The organism is Actinomadura coerulea, assembly GCF_014208105.1.
GTDB classification, from domain to species: domain Bacteria; phylum Actinomycetota; class Actinomycetes; order Streptosporangiales; family Streptosporangiaceae; genus Spirillospora; species Spirillospora coerulea.
Window position 1 is genome coordinate 4,085,463 of record NZ_JACHMQ010000001.1, and the last position, 15,030, is coordinate 4,100,492.

General features: G+C 73.7%; 14 protein-coding genes. 4 read left to right on the forward strand and 10 right to left on the reverse strand.

Translation table 11 applies throughout. The features are described from left to right. Positions 1–287 precede the first annotated feature (287 nt). On the forward strand, positions 288–1,631 hold the full coding sequence (locus tag BKA00_RS18690) for a serine/threonine-protein kinase (protein ID WP_185026732.1): 1,344 nt from the start codon (positions 288–290) through the stop codon (positions 1,629–1,631). A 24-nt stretch (positions 1,632–1,655) separates the two neighbouring features. Here the strand turns inward: BKA00_RS18690 and BKA00_RS18695 are convergent, their stop codons facing one another. Next, entirely contained in the window at positions 1,656–2,774 is a 1,119-nt protein-coding gene (locus BKA00_RS18695) for a PP2C family protein-serine/threonine phosphatase (RefSeq protein ID WP_185026734.1), read from the reverse strand. Positions 2,775–2,905: 131 nt separating this feature from the next. Here BKA00_RS18695 and BKA00_RS18700 point away from each other — a divergent pair, with 131 nt between their 5' ends. After that, on the forward strand, positions 2,906–3,133 hold the full coding sequence (locus BKA00_RS18700; protein WP_185026736.1) for a hypothetical protein: 228 nt from the start codon (positions 2,906–2,908) through the stop codon (positions 3,131–3,133). Positions 3,134–3,153: 20 nt separating this feature from the next. On the opposite strand, the gene BKA00_RS18705 is transcribed toward BKA00_RS18700, so the two are convergent. From BKA00_RS18705 to BKA00_RS18740, 8 genes are all read right to left on the reverse strand, one after another. Next, positions 3,154–3,630, reverse strand: coding sequence for a ribose-5-phosphate isomerase (locus tag BKA00_RS18705; protein ID WP_185026738.1), 477 nt, complete (start codon positions 3,628–3,630; stop codon positions 3,154–3,156). Further along, on the reverse strand, positions 3,588–4,676 hold the full coding sequence (locus tag BKA00_RS18710) for a hypothetical protein (protein WP_185026741.1): 1,089 nt from the start codon (positions 4,674–4,676) through the stop codon (positions 3,588–3,590). The genes BKA00_RS18705 and BKA00_RS18710 overlap by 43 nt, the downstream gene beginning before the upstream one ends. 61 nt (positions 4,677–4,737) lie before the next feature. Beyond that, positions 4,738–5,682 carry an ATP-binding protein gene (locus tag BKA00_RS18715; RefSeq protein ID WP_230298545.1) on the reverse strand — a complete coding sequence of 315 codons (945 nt, stop codon included), beginning with the start codon at positions 5,680–5,682 and terminating at the stop codon, positions 4,738–4,740. 150 nt (positions 5,683–5,832) lie between these two features. Beyond that, positions 5,833–6,585 carry an energy-coupling factor ABC transporter ATP-binding protein gene (locus tag BKA00_RS18720; RefSeq protein WP_185026745.1) on the reverse strand — a complete coding sequence of 251 codons (753 nt, stop codon included), beginning with the start codon at positions 6,583–6,585 and terminating at the stop codon, positions 5,833–5,835. Continuing rightward, positions 6,582–7,346, reverse strand: coding sequence for a cobalt ECF transporter T component CbiQ (gene cbiQ / locus BKA00_RS18725; protein ID WP_185026747.1), 765 nt, complete (start codon positions 7,344–7,346; stop codon positions 6,582–6,584). The genes BKA00_RS18720 and cbiQ overlap by 4 nt, the downstream gene beginning before the upstream one ends. Continuing rightward, the gene (locus BKA00_RS18730) at positions 7,346–7,702 is read right to left on the reverse strand and encodes a PDGLE domain-containing protein (RefSeq protein WP_185026749.1); all 357 of its coding nucleotides are present in this window, start codon (positions 7,700–7,702) and stop codon (positions 7,346–7,348) included. Before BKA00_RS18730 ends, cbiQ begins: the two co-directional genes overlap by 1 nt. Before the next feature lie 11 nt (positions 7,703–7,713). Beyond that, positions 7,714–8,424 (reverse strand): energy-coupling factor ABC transporter permease, encoded by a 711-nt coding sequence (locus BKA00_RS18735; protein WP_185026751.1) that lies wholly within the window; start codon positions 8,422–8,424, stop codon positions 7,714–7,716. A 135-nt stretch (positions 8,425–8,559) separates the two neighbouring features. Next, positions 8,560–9,198, reverse strand: coding sequence for a mycothiol-dependent nitroreductase Rv2466c family protein (locus BKA00_RS18740; RefSeq protein WP_185026753.1), 639 nt, complete (start codon positions 9,196–9,198; stop codon positions 8,560–8,562). 141 nt (positions 9,199–9,339) lie between these two features. Here BKA00_RS18740 and pepN point away from each other — a divergent pair, with 141 nt between their 5' ends. Beyond that, positions 9,340–11,874 carry an aminopeptidase N gene (pepN, locus tag BKA00_RS18745; protein WP_185026755.1) on the forward strand — a complete coding sequence of 845 codons (2,535 nt, stop codon included), beginning with the start codon at positions 9,340–9,342 and terminating at the stop codon, positions 11,872–11,874. A gap of 81 nt (positions 11,875–11,955) precedes the next feature. Continuing rightward, positions 11,956–12,945 carry a hypothetical protein gene (locus tag BKA00_RS18750; protein ID WP_185026757.1) on the forward strand — a complete coding sequence of 330 codons (990 nt, stop codon included), beginning with the start codon at positions 11,956–11,958 and terminating at the stop codon, positions 12,943–12,945. Here BKA00_RS18750 and malQ read toward each other — a convergent pair. Further along, positions 12,926–15,028, reverse strand: a complete 2,103-nt coding sequence (gene malQ / locus BKA00_RS18755; RefSeq protein WP_185026759.1) for a 4-alpha-glucanotransferase — start codon at positions 15,026–15,028, stop codon at positions 12,926–12,928. The two genes, BKA00_RS18750 and malQ, sit on opposite strands and share 20 nt — an antisense overlap. Positions 15,029–15,030: the final 2 nt, after the last annotated feature.

The window sequence follows — 15,030 nt, forward strand, 5'->3', positions numbered from 1 at the left end:
ACCGCGTCGACGCGCCGGGGGGAGAGCGCAGGACGGTTCTTACCGGGCCCTTGCCCTGCGAAACATCGCCACATACCGAACCGGCGCCCGCGCGGGCGGCGCCTCCCACCCCTGGGGAGCCGCCCGCACGGGCACCGCTCCCCTCACTGTGCACGCCCCCGATGCACGGGGTGCTACATCGACGTGACGATCACGTTTCCACCCTTATTCGGAAAAACCCGCCATAATTCGCCGCCGAGAGGGGAGGGGAGGGCGGGAGAGACGGAAGGGGGGTGCTGGAGCACCGCATGGACACTGACTTCAGGCCACTCGAACCCGCCGACCCCCGCGAGGTGGGCGGCCACCGACTACTGGGCAGGCTCGGATCCGGCGGCATGGGGACGGTCTTCCTCGGGGCCGACCCGGTGTCGGGCGGACGGGTCGCGGTGAAGACCATCCATCCGCACCTCGCCGAGGACCCGTCCTACCGGCGGCGCTTCCGCGACGAGGCGCACCTCGCGAGCCGGGTCGCCTCGTTCTGCACCGCGCGCGTCCTCGCGCAGGGGGAGCAGGACGGGCTGCCCTACCTCGTCACCGACTACGTCGGCGGCGTGTCACTGCACGACAGGCTCACCTCCGGCGGCCCGCTGCCGCCCGCCGACCTGCACGGCGTCGCCGTGGGCGTCGCCTCGGCGCTCGCCGCGATCCACGCGGCGGGGCTCGTGCACCGCGACCTCAAACCCGCCAACGTGATGCTCACCCTGTCCGGGTGCCGCGTCATCGACTTCGGCATCGCGGGCAGCCAGGACGCGCCGGACGAGGGCGCCGCGACCGGCCAGGTGTTCGGCACCCCCGGGTGGATCGCCCCGGAGGTGCTCGTCGGGGGGACCTCGTCCCAGGCGGCCGACATCTTCGCCTGGGGCTGCCTCATCGCCCACGCCGGGACGGGGCAGATGCCGATCGGCGGCGACCCCGCAACGCTGCGCACCGCCGCCGGGGACGCCGACCTGTCCGGCCTGCCGGACGCTCTGGTCCCGCTCGTCCGGTGGGCACTGGCCGAGGACCCGGCGGACCGTCCCACCGCGACCGACCTGCTCCTCGCCCTCGTCGAGCAGCCGCAGCCGCACGCCGCGGCCCGCCCCGCGACGCGTCCCGGTCCGCCGGACGCCCCGCTTCCGCGCGCCGCTTCCCGGCGCTCCCTGCCGCCGCGCTCACGGCGGCGGAACCCGGCCCCCGCGCCCGCGGCGCCGGCGCGGAGGTCCGGCACCGAGGACACCGACACCAGGGCGTTCACACCGCTCGGCGTGGCGGACGCCACGACGTCCACCCGCGCGCGCCTGCTGGCGGGCGCCGGCGCCGCCGCGGGCACCCTCCTGCTCGGGGCGGTGGTCCTCGGGATCACCGGGGCCAAGGCCCCTCCCCCGGCCGCGCCGGGGAAGCCGGGCCCGTCCGCGCCGGCGGTCACCGCCGCGCCCGCGAAGAAGGCGAACGCCGTCAGGGCCGGAACGCCCAGGCGCCCTCCGGCGAAGACCGACCGGCAGAAACCGAGCCACAAGCCGAAGCAGAAGCAGAAGGCGCAGGAGAAGAAGCCCAAGACGAAGTCGAAGAACGCCGCGAAGCATGGCAAGGCCAAGGGAAGGTTCAAGAACTGAGCCCGGCCTCCCGGGCCGTGCCCGTCAGGTGCGCCAGATCAGGACGAGGGCGCAGTCGTCGTCGCGCGCCGCGGCCATCGTCTCCACCAGCTCCCGCGCCCCGCGGCCGAACCCCTGCGGGACGAGCCGCTCCGCCTCGCCGAGCAGCCGGTCGATCCCCGCGTCGAGGTCGCTGCCCGGCGACTCCACCAGGCCGTCGGTGTACAGGAGCAGCGCGTCGCCCGGACGCAGCTGCCCCCGCTCGGGTACGCAGTTCAGGTCGGGCACCACGCCCAGCACCACGCCCTTGGCCGAGCTGACCCGCCAGGCGCCGCTGCCCGCGTCGAACTGGACGGCGGGCGGGTGCCCCGCCGACCCGACCGTGTACTCCCCCGTGCGCAGGTCGACCACGACGTGCACGGCCGTCACGAAGCCCTCGTCCCACTGCTGGCGGTGCAGGTAGACATTGCAGGCGGGGAGGAAGTTCTCGGGCTGGACCGATCCAAGCAGGCCGCCGAAGGCGCCCGACAGCATCAGCGCCCTGGTTCCGGCGTCGGTGCCCTTCCCGGACACGTCGACCAGCGCGACCTCCAGCGTGTCGCCGTCGGAGGCCGACACCACGAAGTCGCCGCCGAACGAGGAGCCTCCCGCCTGGAGCATCACGACCTGCGAGCTCCAGCCGTCCGGCAGCCGGGGCATCTCGCCGTGCCGCCGGAGCCGGTCGCGCAGCTCCAGCAGCATCGAGTCGCCGCGCAGGCCCTGCACGCCGAGCTGCTGGCGGGTCCGGGCGAGGGTGACGGCGAGCACCGCGGTGATGCTCAACGTGGCGATCATGCCGAGCCCGAACGCGGCGACGTCCTTCCAGACGTTGTAGGCGGCCATCGCGGCCACGACGGCCAGGAGGGCGGCCAGGCTCCGCACCTTCAGCAGCAGCCCGCCGACCACCACGATCAGCACCAGCGCCCCGGACGGCGCCAGCCCGCGCGAGTCGCCGGACGTGGCGATGCCGATCGCGACCGCGAGGAGCGCCAGCGGCACGAAGACGTACCGGTCCCGGGTCAGCGTGCCCCGCCTGAGCCACCGGTAGAGCACGACCAGGAACGGAACTCTGCGCAGCACGGTACGCACGCGCGGCGGGAGCAGCTGCACCAGACGTTGAAGCATGACTCCGGCACTGTATCGAGCAATGCGCCCGGTCGGTCAGTATCCGAGCGCACCGGTGACGCATCGTGACGATCGTGCTACGCGAAAACGGGGTAAATGTGGCCCTGCGACTATCTCGGAGGGAGCGGTCCATGGGCCAGCCGGGCATGCGGATCACGGTGGACGCGGCGATGCGGGCCCGCGACGTCTCGCGCCCGCGAGGGGAGGGCGGGGAGCCGCCCGCGGCCGGCCCCGGGCCCGGCTCCGGATCGAACCCGAACAAGCCCGGCGACACCGCACGGCGGACCAAGGCCGCCAAGAACGAGCGGCGCCGCCTCGACAAGCGCGGCCCCCGCCGGCCCCCCGAGAACGCGTCGTAGCGGGACGGCGCCGCGCCGGGTCAGCCCTCGCGCGGCAGCGGGGGCAGCTCGCCTGTGTGCTCGTAGGCGCCGAGCATCCTGATCCGCCGGGTGTGGCGCGGCTCCTTGGAGTAGGACGTCGCGAGGAACAGCTCCACGAAGCGGGTCGCGGTGTCCAGGTCGTGCTGACGCGCCCCGAGCGCGATGACGTTCGCGTCGTTGTGCTCGCGGGCGAGCGTGGCGGTGGCCTCGTTCCAGACCAGGGCGGCACGCGCGCCCTTGACCTTGTTCGCCGCGATCGCCTCGCCGTTGCCGGAGCCGCCGATCACGATGCCGAGCGTTCCCGGCTCCGCCACCGTCCGCTCCGCGGCCCGGAGGACGAACGGCGGGTAGTCGTCCACGGCGTCGTACACGAACGCGCCGCAGTCGACGGCCTCATGCCCGTTCCGCTCCAGCCAGGAGACAAGGTGCTCCTTCAGCTCGAAGCCGGCATGGTCGGATCCAAGAAACACGCGCATGGGCCCGATTGTCGCAGGCCCGCACCGTGCCCGCGCGCGCGGGTCAGGTGTCGTCGTCGCGCTTGTCGATCATGGTCCGGTCGGCGGGGTCGAGGTCGTCGTCCCCGGGGACCTCCTCCGGTCCGTCCTCGGGGGGCCTCCTTCGGCTCCGCCGGCCTCTCCGGCTTCTCCGGCGCCTCTTCCGGGCTCCCCTCCTGCCGCCCGTCCGGCTCCTCCGGCTCCTCCGGCTCCTTGGGCGGCGCGGGGGCCTCGGGGGCCGCGTGCTCCTGCGGCGGCGCCGACGGCTGCGGCGGGACGGGCGGCACGCCGAACCGGCCCGGTTGCGGAGCCTGCCCGGGCTGCGGAGGCTGCGGGGCCGGCGCGGCGCCCCAGGGCTGCTGCGGCTGCCCCTGCGGCGGGACGTAGGGAACGGCCGACGGGTGCGGCGGCATCTGCGGCGGATAGGGCTGCTGCTGCATCGGCATACCCGGCTGGGCCATGTAGGGCTGCACCGGGCCGTAGGGCTGCCCCGGGCGGGGCCCGGACTCGCGGGTGCGGGCGAGGAAGAACCCGCCCAGCGCGCCGAGCCCGGCCAGCCAGCCGAACGCGAAGCCGAAGGAGGCGCCCTGGCCGACCGTGGAGCCGAGGGTGCGGGCGAACGACCCGTCGTCGAACCCGAAAGCCCAGCGGGTCAGCGGCGCGGCCACGACCCCGGACACGCCGCCGGCGACGACCGCCGCCCACCAGCCGATGATCACAGCGCCGAACGGGCCGCGCTGCGGATCGGCCAGCCGGGCGCCCGCCAGCACGAGCCCCGCCAGCACGCCGAAGAAGACGAGCAGGCTGAAATCCTCCGCGAACACCCACTTCAGGCCGGGGCTCCCCTTCGGGGTGATCCGCCAGCCGAGCGTGAGCAGCCACGTCACGACCGGTCCGATGCCCTCGTCGTACCGGAGGTCGCTCCTGTCGATCTCCTCTACGACCCACTGGTTCCCGAAGAGCAGGGCGAGGAGAGCCATGGGGACCACCGCGCCGCCCGTCATCGCGAGCATCCGCCGCACCGTCATGGCGGGCAGGGTAGTGCCCTTCCGTCTCCGCCGGTAGGGCCCGGACTACCCGCAGTAGGCGCTAGGAGGCGGGGACGGGGAAGCGGAAACCGGGGTCGACCTGCGCTTCGAGGTCCTCCCCTACGGCCCGGCTCGCCCAGCTCCGCGCGTTCTTGATGTGGAACTCCACGGCCTGCCGCTGGAACTCGTCCCAGTCCTTGACGCGGCCGTCCACCTCGGCGCGCATGCGGTCGAGGGCGGCGGTGTTGCCGTCCTCCAGCGCGACGCCGTCGCGGCCCTGCTCCAGCGCCCGGACCGCGGCGGACTGGCCGACCCAGGTCAGCAGGTCGTCGCCGACGTGCTCGCGCAGGTAGGCGACGTCCTCCTCGGACTGCACCTTGTTGCCGACGACGCGGATGGCGACGTCGTAGTCGCGGGCGTACTCGGTGTACTGCCGGTAGACGCCGACGCCCTTGCGGGTGGGCTCGGCGACCAGGAACATCAGGTCGAACCGCGTGAACAGCCCGGAGGCGAACGTGTCGGCGCCGGCGGTCATGTCGACGACGACGTACTCGCCTGCCCCGTCCACCAGGTGGTTGAGGTAAAGCTCCACCGCGCCGGTCTTGGAGTGGTAGCAGGCCACGCCGAGGTCGTCGTCGTTGAACGGGCCGGTGGCGAGCAGCGTGACGCCGTCGACCTCCTGGCCCGCCTCGTGGAACGGGTCGTCGCCGCGGAACCGCAGCAGCCGCGACCCGGAGCCGGGCGGGGTGGTCTTGACCATCGCGGCGGCGGAGGAGACGCGCGGGTTGGCGCCGCGCAGGTGCTCCTTGAGCTCGGCGAGCCGGTCGCCCAGCGCGGGGATCTTGGCGGCGCGGCCCTCGTCGAGCCCGAGCGCCACACCGAGGTGCTGGTTGATGTCGGCGTCGATGGCGACCACGGGCAGCCCCCGTCCGGCCAGATGGCGGACGAACAGTGCCGACAGGGTGGTCTTGCCGCTGCCGCCCTTGCCCACGAACGCAACCTTCACGAATGCCCCCATTCTGGATATGAAAACCGTTACCACTGTCAGGCAACGAGTCTTCCGGAGCGGGGCCGGGCAGGCAAGCGGAACGGCCGAAGTGCCGGCGATCCGGCGCGGGCTCGGGACGGGCGAAGGAGAGGGCGAAGGGCGCGGCGGTCAGCGCGGGGCCGCGGCCGGGTCGAACCCGAAGGGCAGCTCCAGGCGGTGCGCCGCCAGCAGCCCCGCGTCGGTGAGCAGGTCGCGGGTGGGGCGGTCGGCCGCGATGACCCCGCCGGAGAGGATCACCGACCGCGGGCACAGTTCGGCCGCGTACGGCAGGTCGTGCGTGACCATCAGGACCGTCACGTCCAGGCTCAACAGGATCTCGGCGAGCTCGCGGCGGCTGGCCGGGTCCAGGTTGGAGGACGGCTCGTCCAGCACGAGGATCTCCGGCTCCATCGCCAGGACGGTGGCGACGGCGACGCGGCGGCGCTGGCCGAAGCTGAGGTGCTGCGGCGGGCGGTCGGCGGCGTCCAGCATGCCGACGCGGGCCAGCGCTTCCCGCACCCGCCGGTCCAGGTCGGCGCCGCGCAGGCCGAGGTTGGCGGGGCCGAACGCGACGTCCTCCCGGACGGTCGGCATGAACAGCTGGTCGTCGGGGTCCTGGAAGACGATTCCGACACGGCGGCGGATCTCCCGCAGCGCCTTCCTGTCCTTCGGGTCGACGGCGAGGCCGCCCACCCGGACCTCGCCCAGGCCGCCGTGCAGGATGCCGTTCAGGTGCAGGACGAGCGTGGTCTTGCCGGCGCCGTTCGGCCCGAGCAGCGCGACGCGCTCCCCGCGCCCGACCGTCAGGTCGACGCCGAACAGCGCCTGCGTGCCGTCTGGATACGCGTAGGCGAGGCCCTTCACCTCGAGCGAGGGGGTCATGGGCCCATCCAAGCAGCCAGTGCGACGAGCGCGGCGGCCGAGGGCAGCGCGGCGGCGGCCGCCCACTGCGCGGCGGTCGCTGCCGCGCCGTCCATGACGGGCATCCGGCCGTCGTACCCGCGGCTGATCATGGCCAGGTGGACGCGCTCGCCGCGCTCGTAGGAGCGCAGGAACAGGGCGCCCACGGATCTGGCGAGCACCCCCGTCGCCCGGATGTCGCGGGCCTCGAAGCCGCGGGCGGCCCGCGCGACCCTCATCCGGCCGAGCTCCGCGGCGACGACGTCGCCGTAGCGCAGCATGAACGCGGCGATCTGCGTGATGAGCTGCGGCATCCGCAGCCGCTCGATGCCGAGCAGCAGCAGCCGCGGCTCGGTCGTCGCGGCCAGCAGGATCGACGCGACGACGCCGAGGGTGCCCTTGGCGAGGATGTTCCAGGCGCCCCACAGCCCGCTCTCGCTCATCCGCAGCCCCAGCACGGTGATCTTCTCGCCGTTCGCGACGAACGGCATGAGGAAGGCGAACGCGACGAACGGCACCTCGATGACGATCCGCCGCGCGACCGTCCCGAACGGGATCCGGGCCGCCGCCGTGACCGCCGCGAGCAGCAGCGCGTACACGGCGAACGCCCAGAGCCGCTCCCGCGGCGTCGCGACGACCAGCAGCACGAACGCCAGGACGGCGACGAGCTTGCACTGCGGCGGCAGCCGGTGCACCGGCGAGGCGCCCGGCACGTAGAGCCGGTGCGCGTGGCCCGCGCCCATCAGCCCTTCCGGGACGGTTCGGCCGGAGCCCCCGCCTCCCGCTCCGGAGCCGCCGGCCCGGCGGCCGGGCCGCGCCGCCGGACCGTCCAGAACAGCCCGCCGCCGACGAGGAGGACCAGGCCCACGCCGATCACGCCGGACAGCCCGCCGGACAGCCGCGCGTCGTCGACGCCCTTGACGCCGTAGTCCCCGAGCGGCGAGTCCTTGAGCGAGTGGTCCTTCTCCTTGGCGCTGATGCCCTTGTCCTCGGCGACCTTCTCCAGGCCGTCGGGGTTCGCGCTGGCGTAGTAGCTGACGATCCCGGCCAGGACGAGGGAGACGAGCAGGAACACGGCGAAGAAGCGCTTGGTGGTCATCGGGGTCCTCCTCAGGCCCGGGACGGCTTCGGCTCGGCGGCGTTCCGCCCGCCCGTGCGCAGTTCCAGCGGCTTCATCAGCCCGCGCGCCCCGTGCACCAGGTCGGGCCGGACGGCGAGCACGCTCGACACGGTCACCGCGGTGATCAGCGCCTCGCCGATGCCGATCAGCACGTGGACGCCGATCATGGCGGCGGCGACCTTGCCGATGGACACGTCGGCCGTCCCCCCGGCCGCGTAGACCAGCGTGAAGGCGACGGCCGCGGCGGGCACCGAGACGACGGCCGCGGCGAACGACGCCCCGGACACCGACGCGCGCGTCATCGGCAGCACCCGCAGCAGCAGCCGGAACAGGCCGTAGCCGGTGACGACGGTGACCAGCGCCATCGTGGTGATGTTGACGCCCAGCGCGGTGAGGCCCCCGTCCGCGAACAGCAGCGCCTGCATGAGCAGGACCACCGACACGCACAGGACGCCGGTATAGGGCCCGACGAGGATCGCGGCGAGCGTCCCGCCGAGCAGATGCCCGCTCGTCCCGGACGCGACCGGGAAGTTGAGCATCTGCGCGGCGAACACGAACGCGGCCGTCAGCCCGGCGAGCGGCGCGGTGCGGTCGTCCAGTTCCCTCCTGGCGCCTCGCAGCGCGATCCCGACCCCGGCCACCGCGACGGCGCCCGTGGCGAGCGAGACCGGCGCGTCGATGAATCCGTCCGGTACATGCACGACTCAACCACCCCTACCTCTTTGCAGCCAGCAGGACCAGTTTGTCGGCATAGACCTCGTAGTTGCAACATCTTCGCAATAGCAACCGATGTGTGGCCTGCCGGCGAGTCCGTGGCGGACGGCCGCCGCCCGCGCTCAGTCGAAGCTCGGGTCTTCCGTCCTCGTGCGCTTGAGCTCGAAGAAGCCGGGCGTGCTCGCGACCGCCAGGACGCCGTCGAAGAGCTTGACGGCGGCCTCGCCGCGCGGGATCGGGGTGACGACGGGACCGAAGAAGGCGTGCCCCTCGACCTCGATCACCGGGGTGCCGACCTCCTGGCCGACCCGGTCGATCCCGTCCTTGTGCGAGGCGCGCACGGCGTCGTCGTAACCGGTGGACTCGGCGGCGTCCGCGAGCGCCGGGTCGAGGCCCGCCGCGGTCAGGGACTCCTCGAAGAAGGCGCGGTCGAACTTCTGCCGCTCGTGGTGCCGGCGGGTGCCCATCTCGGTGTAGAGGCGCCCGAGCACCTCGGGCCCGTACTTCTGCTCGGCTGCGACGCACACGCGGACCGGGCCCCAGGCGTCGGCGAGCATCCGCCGGTAGTCCTCGGGGATGTCCTTGTCCTCGTTGAGGACGGCCAGGCTCATCACGTGCCAGCGCACCTCGATCGGGCGCTGCTCCTGCACTTCCATGATCCAGCGGGAAGTGATCCACGCCCAGGGGCAAAGGGGGTCGAACCAGAAGTCAACCGGTGTGGGAACGTCCTCGGGCAACGTCGCCTCCTTGAGAGTGCTCATGTCTTGCATGCGACAACCCGGGGCCGCACTCCCCGATTCCCGTCGGCGAGAGGTCGCCGACGGCCGTGGCGGACGGGCCGTAGAGTCGTCCGGTTGGTAGACATGGGGACACCAAGCCTTTAAGCCGACCAAGGAGTTCATGTGGCAGGCAACCTCACGCGCGACGAGGCGCGGGAACGGGCCCGGCTGCTCACCGTCGAGTCCTACGCGGTCGACCTGGACCTCACGACGGGCGAGGAGCGGTTCGGCTCCACCACCGTGGTCAGGTTCGGGAGCGCCGAGACCGGCGCGTCCACCTTCATCGACCTGCACGGCGCCGTCGTGCGGGAGGCGACCCTGAACGGCCAGGCCCTCGACCCCGGGTCCTACGACGCCGAGAAGGGCCGGATCCCGCTGCCGGGCCTCGCGGCCGACAACGAGCTGCGGGTCGTGGCCGACTGCGCGTACTCCCGGTCGGGTGAGGGCCTGCACCGGTTCGTCGACCCGGTCGACGACAGCGTCTACCTGTACTCGCAGTTCGAGACGGCCGACGCGCACCGCATGTTCACCTGCTTCGACCAGCCCGATCTGAAGGCCACCTTCGAGCTGACCGTGAAGGCGCCGGAGGACTGGGAGGTCGTCACCAACGAGGCCGCCGAGACGGCCGGGGGCGGGACGTGGCGCTTCCTCCCCACGCCGCAGATCTCCACCTACATCACCGCGCTCGTGGCCGGGCCGTACCACGTCGTCCGGGACGAGTACCGCCGCGAGGACGGCACCGTCATCCCGCTCGGCGTGTACTGCCGCGCCTCGCTGGCGGAGCACCTCGACGCCGACGCGATCGTGGACGTGACCCGCCAGGGCTTCGGCTACTTCGAGAAGGTGTTCGGCCGCCCGTACCCGTTCTCGAAGTACGACCAGCTCTTCGTGCCCGAGTTCAACGCGGGCGCCATGGAGAACGCGGGCTGCGTGACGTTCCTGGAGGACTACGTCTTCCGGTCCCGGGTGACCGACGCGGCCTACGAGCGGCGCGCCGAGACGATCCTGCACGAGATGGCGCACATGTGGTTCGGCGACCTCGTCACCATGCGCTGGTGGGACGACCTCTGGCTGAACGAGTCGTTCGCCACGTACATGAGCGTCCTGTGCCAGGCGGAGGCCACCAAGTGGAAGGGCTCGTGGACGACGTTCGCGAACCTGGAGAAGGCGTGGGCCTACCGGCAGGACCAGCTGCCGTCCACGCACCCGATCTCCGCCGACATCCCCGACATCCGCGCGGTCGAGGTCAACTTCGACGGGATCACCTACGCCAAGGGCGCGTCCGTCCTGAAGCAGCTCGTGGCGTACGTCGGCCTCGACAACTTCCTTGAGGGCGTCCGGCGCTACTTCGACCGGCACGCGTGGGGCAACACGGTCCTCTCCGACCTGCTGGGGGCGCTGGAGGAGACGTCCGGCCGCGACCTGGCGTCCTGGTCGAAGGAGTGGCTGGAGACCGCCGGGGTCAACACGATGCGGCCCGAGTACGAGGTCGACGGCGAGGGCGGCTTCTCCTCGTTCACGGTCCTCCAGGAGGCCAAGGCCGACTACCCGACGCTGCGGGCGCACCGCCTGGCCATCGGCCTGTACGACAAGACCGCCGACGGGCTCGTCCGGCGCGACCGGGTCGAGCTGGACGTGGTCGGCGCCCGCACCGAGGTCCCGCAGCTCGTCGGCAAGAAGCGGCCCGACCTCGTCCTGGTCAACGACGACGACCTCACCTACGCCAAGGTCCGCCTGGACGAGCACTCCCTGAAGACGCTGATCGAGGACATCGGCGAGGTCAACGACAGCCTGCCGCGCGCCCTGTGCTGGTCGGCGGCGTGGGACATGACCCGCGACGCCGAGATGGCGACGCGCGACTACGTCCGCCTCGTGGTGAAGGGGATCCGCGGCGTCACCGACATCTCGGTCACGCAGACGCTGCTGCGGCAGGCGCGCACCGCCGTCCAGCAGTACGCCGACCCGGCGTGGCGCGAGGAGGGCCTCGCCCTGATGGCCGACACCCTGTCGGAACTGGCGCGCGAGGCCGAGCCCGGCTCGGACCTCCAGCTGGCCTACACCCTGGCGTTCACCGGGTCGGCGGTCACCGGCGAGCACCTGGCGTTCGTCCGGGGCCTGCTGGACGGCTCGCAGGTCCTCGACGGCCTCACCGTCGACACCGACCTGCGCTGGGCGCTGCTGCGCCGCCTCGTCACCACCGGCAAGGCGGGCGAGGCCGAGATCGACGCCGAGCACGAGCGGGACCGGACCGCCGCCGGGGAGCGGCACGCCGCCGCCTGCAAGGCCGCCATCCCGACCCCCGAGGCCAAGGCGGCCGCCTGGGAGCGGATCATCGCGGGCGACCTGCCGAACGCCGTCTACCGGGCGACGCTCGGCGGCTTCGTCGAGCCCGACCAGGCCGCGCTGCTCGTCCCCTACCTGGACAGGTACTTCGCCGAGGTCGGGCGCGTGTGGAAGGAGTGGACCAGCGACATGTCCCAGACGTTCGCCGAGGTCGCCTACCCCTTCCTGGTGATCGAGCAGTCCACGGTCGACCGCACCGACGCCTACATCGCGGAGAACGACCCGCCGGCGGCGCTGCGGCGGCTGCTGTCGGAGGGACGCGACGGCGTCGCGCGCGCCCTGCGCGCCCGCGCCAAGGACGCCGCCTCCGCCTGACCCTGCCGAGGCCGTCCCGGCGAACCCGCCCAAAGGCCCCGTGACCATGCGATCGTTGCATGGTCACGGGGAGGGGACGAAGTGGAGACGGCTCGCGAGGTTCTGACGGCACTGGCCCGGCGCTACGCCTTCGGCGACCTGGAGGCGCTGATGGGCCAGGGCACCCTGGCCGCGGACGGCAGCACCGCGCCGGTCGCGGCGCTGTGCGCGTTCGGACAGCGCGTCCTGGACCTGGACGCCGAGGACTTCGGCATGCCGGAGGAGGCCGGCGAGGTCCCGCGGGACCTGCTCGACCGGGCCCGCGCCAGCCGCATGCCGCAGGCCCCGCGGGAGCACCCCCGCGGGGCGCTCGCCAGCCTCCGGCCTGCGTACTCGTTGCTGCTGGAGGTCATCGCGATCCGCTGGCACCGCCGCGACATGGCCGCGCTCGTCGCCGCCGTCCACATCGCCGGCGAGTACCTGCCGCTGCTGGCCTGGGAGCCCGTCCTCGGCCACGCGGGCGACCCGGCCCTGATCGGCGCCGCCGTGCGCGGCGAGGGCAGCCGCTTCGGCGTCCCCGTCGAGCCGGGGTCGGCCCGCGTGTGCGACCACACCCGGCCGGAGCGCTCCGCCTGCGAGCGCACCCTGCGGGTCGCCAAGGAGCCGCCGTCCGGCTGGCGCGCCTACCTCGACCGCCAGCACAGCCAGGTCGCGGCCGCGCTCGGCGACTGCGCCGCCCGCTGCCGCACCCCCTGCACGGTCATGACCCGCCTGGACGGCCTCGTCCGCGCCGACCTCGGCGACCGCTGCCGGCTCGCCGCCGACTTCGCCGACGGCGCCCTGGTGAAGCTGCGGCACGCCGCGCCGGTCGGCCACGGGTTCGGCGTCCCCTCGCCCGAGGAGGTCCAGGCGGCCTGGGCGCGCGCCCGCAGGTCCCTGGCCCGGCATCCGCTGGGCAAGTCCGTGGCGGACGACGACTCCTACCCCCTGCCGGGCCTGCCGGCCCTCTTCTCGGCGGTCGCCGCCGCCGAACTGCGCCCCGACACGCTCCTGCACGACGTCACGGAGCGCATCACGTCGACGCTCGCCTGAAGAGCCTGAGCGCGCCGCGGGCCTTGAGGCCGTCCAGGAGGACGGGGCGGCCCTCCGCGTCCCCCAGCGGGACCCGCCAGTTCGGGTACTCGTCGACGGTGCCCGGCTGGTTCTGGGTGCGGCGCTCGCCCGCGGCGTCGGCCAGGGAGATGCCGATGAGACGCGCGGGGGTCCTGGTCAGGAACTCCTGCAGCGCGGTGACGATCTCCTCGTCGTAGGCGGTGGAGCCGTCCGCCAGCGCCCGCACGACCGCGGCCGGCTCGTCCGCCAGCAGGCCCTCGGCGTGCAGCACGCCGAGCCAGTCGGCCAGCTGGCGGCGGTGGTCGTCCTCCTCCTCGGCGCGGGGACGGGTGAGCAGCCCGAGGCGGTCGCGCAGGTCGATGTGGTCGCCGTGCACGAACCCGGTGATCGGCGGCATGTCGTGGGTGCCCACGGTCGCCAGGGACAGCTCCCGCCACCGGCCCGGCGGCTTGGGCCGGCCCCGCTCGTCCCGTTCGAACCAGAGCAGGGACGTGCCGAGGACGCCGCTGTCGGCCAGCGCCTCCCGGACCTCCGGCTCGACGGTGCCGAGGTCCTCCCCGACGACGACGGCGCCGAAGCGCTCGGCCTCCCAGGCCAGCGAGCCGAGCAGCGCGTCGCGGTCGTAGCGGACGTAGGTGCCGTCGGCGGGGGACGCGCCCTCCGGCACCCACCACAGGCGCGACACCTGCATCGCGTGGTCCAGGCGGATCCCGCCGGCGTGCCGCAGCGCGGCGGCGGCCATCTCGCGGAACGGGCGGTAGGCGTCGAGGGCGAGCGCGCCCGGCCGCCACGGCTGCTGCCCCCAGTCCTGCCCGCGCTGGTTGAACTCGTCCGGCGGCGCCCCGACGCTCATCCCGGCCGCGCAGGAGTCGCGGTACATCCAGGCGTCGGCGCTGCCGTGCGGGACCCCGACCGCCAGGTCGTGGACGATCCCGAGCGGCATCCCGGCGTCGCGGGCCGCGCGCTGGGCCGCCGCGAGCTGCCCGTCCAGCCTCCACTGGAGCCACTCGTGGAAACCGGCGCGGGCATGGTGCTCGGGAGCGTCCACCGCGCCGCGGTCGTGGGCGCCGCACGGCCCGGACGGCCAGCGCCGCCAGTCCGTGGTCCCCTGCTCCTCGCTGATCGCGCACCACGTCGAGAACCTCGCGAGCGCGGCGCCCTCCCGCCGCCGGAACTCCTCGAACCCCGGGTCGCGATCCCGCCGGCGGCGGTACATCGCCTCCAGGGCCTCCAGCTTCGCGGCCCACACCGCGTCCCTGTCCAGCAGGCCCTCCTGGGCCCGCAGCTTGGCGGCGAGGGCGTCGAACCGCTCCCGGTCCGCGACGGGCAGCTCCGCGTACTCGGGCATGTCCTCGATCCGCAGATAGAGCGGCGAGGGGAAGCGGCGGCTCATCGGCGAGTACGGGGACGCCCCGACCGGCGGGACCGGCTCGGTCGCGTGCAGCGGATTGACCAGGACGAAGCCCGCGCCGAGCTCCCGGCCGCTCCAGTCCGCGAGGTCCGCCAGGTCGCGCAGGTCGCCGAGGCCCCACGACGCGGCTGACCGCACCGAGTACAGCTGCGCCGTGAACCCCCACATCCTCGGCGGCGGCCGCAGCGCGTCGGGAGCCACCAGCAGCCGCGTGTACCGCGTCCGCTCCCCGTCCCGGACGCGCAGGCCGCGCCAGCCGGGCGGGACGTCCGCGAGCCCGTCCAAGGGCTCGAAGGAGCGCTCGGCGGTCGGCAGGCGGGCGCGCGGCGGCGCCAGGACCTCGTCCGCGGCCGTCTCGACCTCCGCCTCCGCGCCGCCATCCAGGTGACCGCCGAGCGCCGCGCGGATCCGCCCGGCCGTCCCGACGCCGGCCCGGCGGACGACGATCGTCGGCGGAAGCTCCCGCGCCCGCTCCCGGTGCCGGTCGAGCTCCGCCCGGACGGCGGAGGGGGTGGAGGCGTCCACCCCGAGCGCCGCGAGGACGGCGGTGAGCGTGTCGCGCGAGACCGCCGTCTCCCGTCCCCGCCAGTCCTCGTAGCGCGTCGCGACGCCGTGGTGCCCGGCCAGTCTGATCAGTTCGTCGTCAGCCACGC

Bases quoted from the DNA above. Each gene is read 5' to 3' on its own strand.
- BKA00_RS18690 (WP_185026732.1), top strand. From the start codon at position 288: ATGGACACTGACTTCAGGCCACTCGAACCCGCCGACCCCCGCGAGGTG.
- BKA00_RS18695 (WP_185026734.1), bottom strand. From the start codon at position 2,774: ATGCTTCAACGTCTGGTGCAGCTGCTCCCGCCGCGCGTGCGTACCGTG.
- BKA00_RS18700 (WP_185026736.1), top strand. From the start codon at position 2,906: ATGGGCCAGCCGGGCATGCGGATCACGGTGGACGCGGCGATGCGGGCC.
- BKA00_RS18705 (WP_185026738.1), bottom strand. From the start codon at position 3,630: ATGCGCGTGTTTCTTGGATCCGACCATGCCGGCTTCGAGCTGAAGGAG.
- BKA00_RS18710 (WP_185026741.1), bottom strand. From the start codon at position 4,676: ATGACGGTGCGGCGGATGCTCGCGATGACGGGCGGCGCGGTGGTCCCC.
- BKA00_RS18720 (WP_185026745.1), bottom strand. From the start codon at position 6,585: ATGACCCCCTCGCTCGAGGTGAAGGGCCTCGCCTACGCGTATCCAGAC.
- cbiQ (WP_185026747.1), bottom strand. From the start codon at position 7,346: ATGGGCGCGGGCCACGCGCACCGGCTCTACGTGCCGGGCGCCTCGCCG.
- BKA00_RS18730 (WP_185026749.1), bottom strand. From the start codon at position 7,702: ATGACCACCAAGCGCTTCTTCGCCGTGTTCCTGCTCGTCTCCCTCGTC.
- BKA00_RS18740 (WP_185026753.1), bottom strand. From the start codon at position 9,198: ATGAGCACTCTCAAGGAGGCGACGTTGCCCGAGGACGTTCCCACACCG.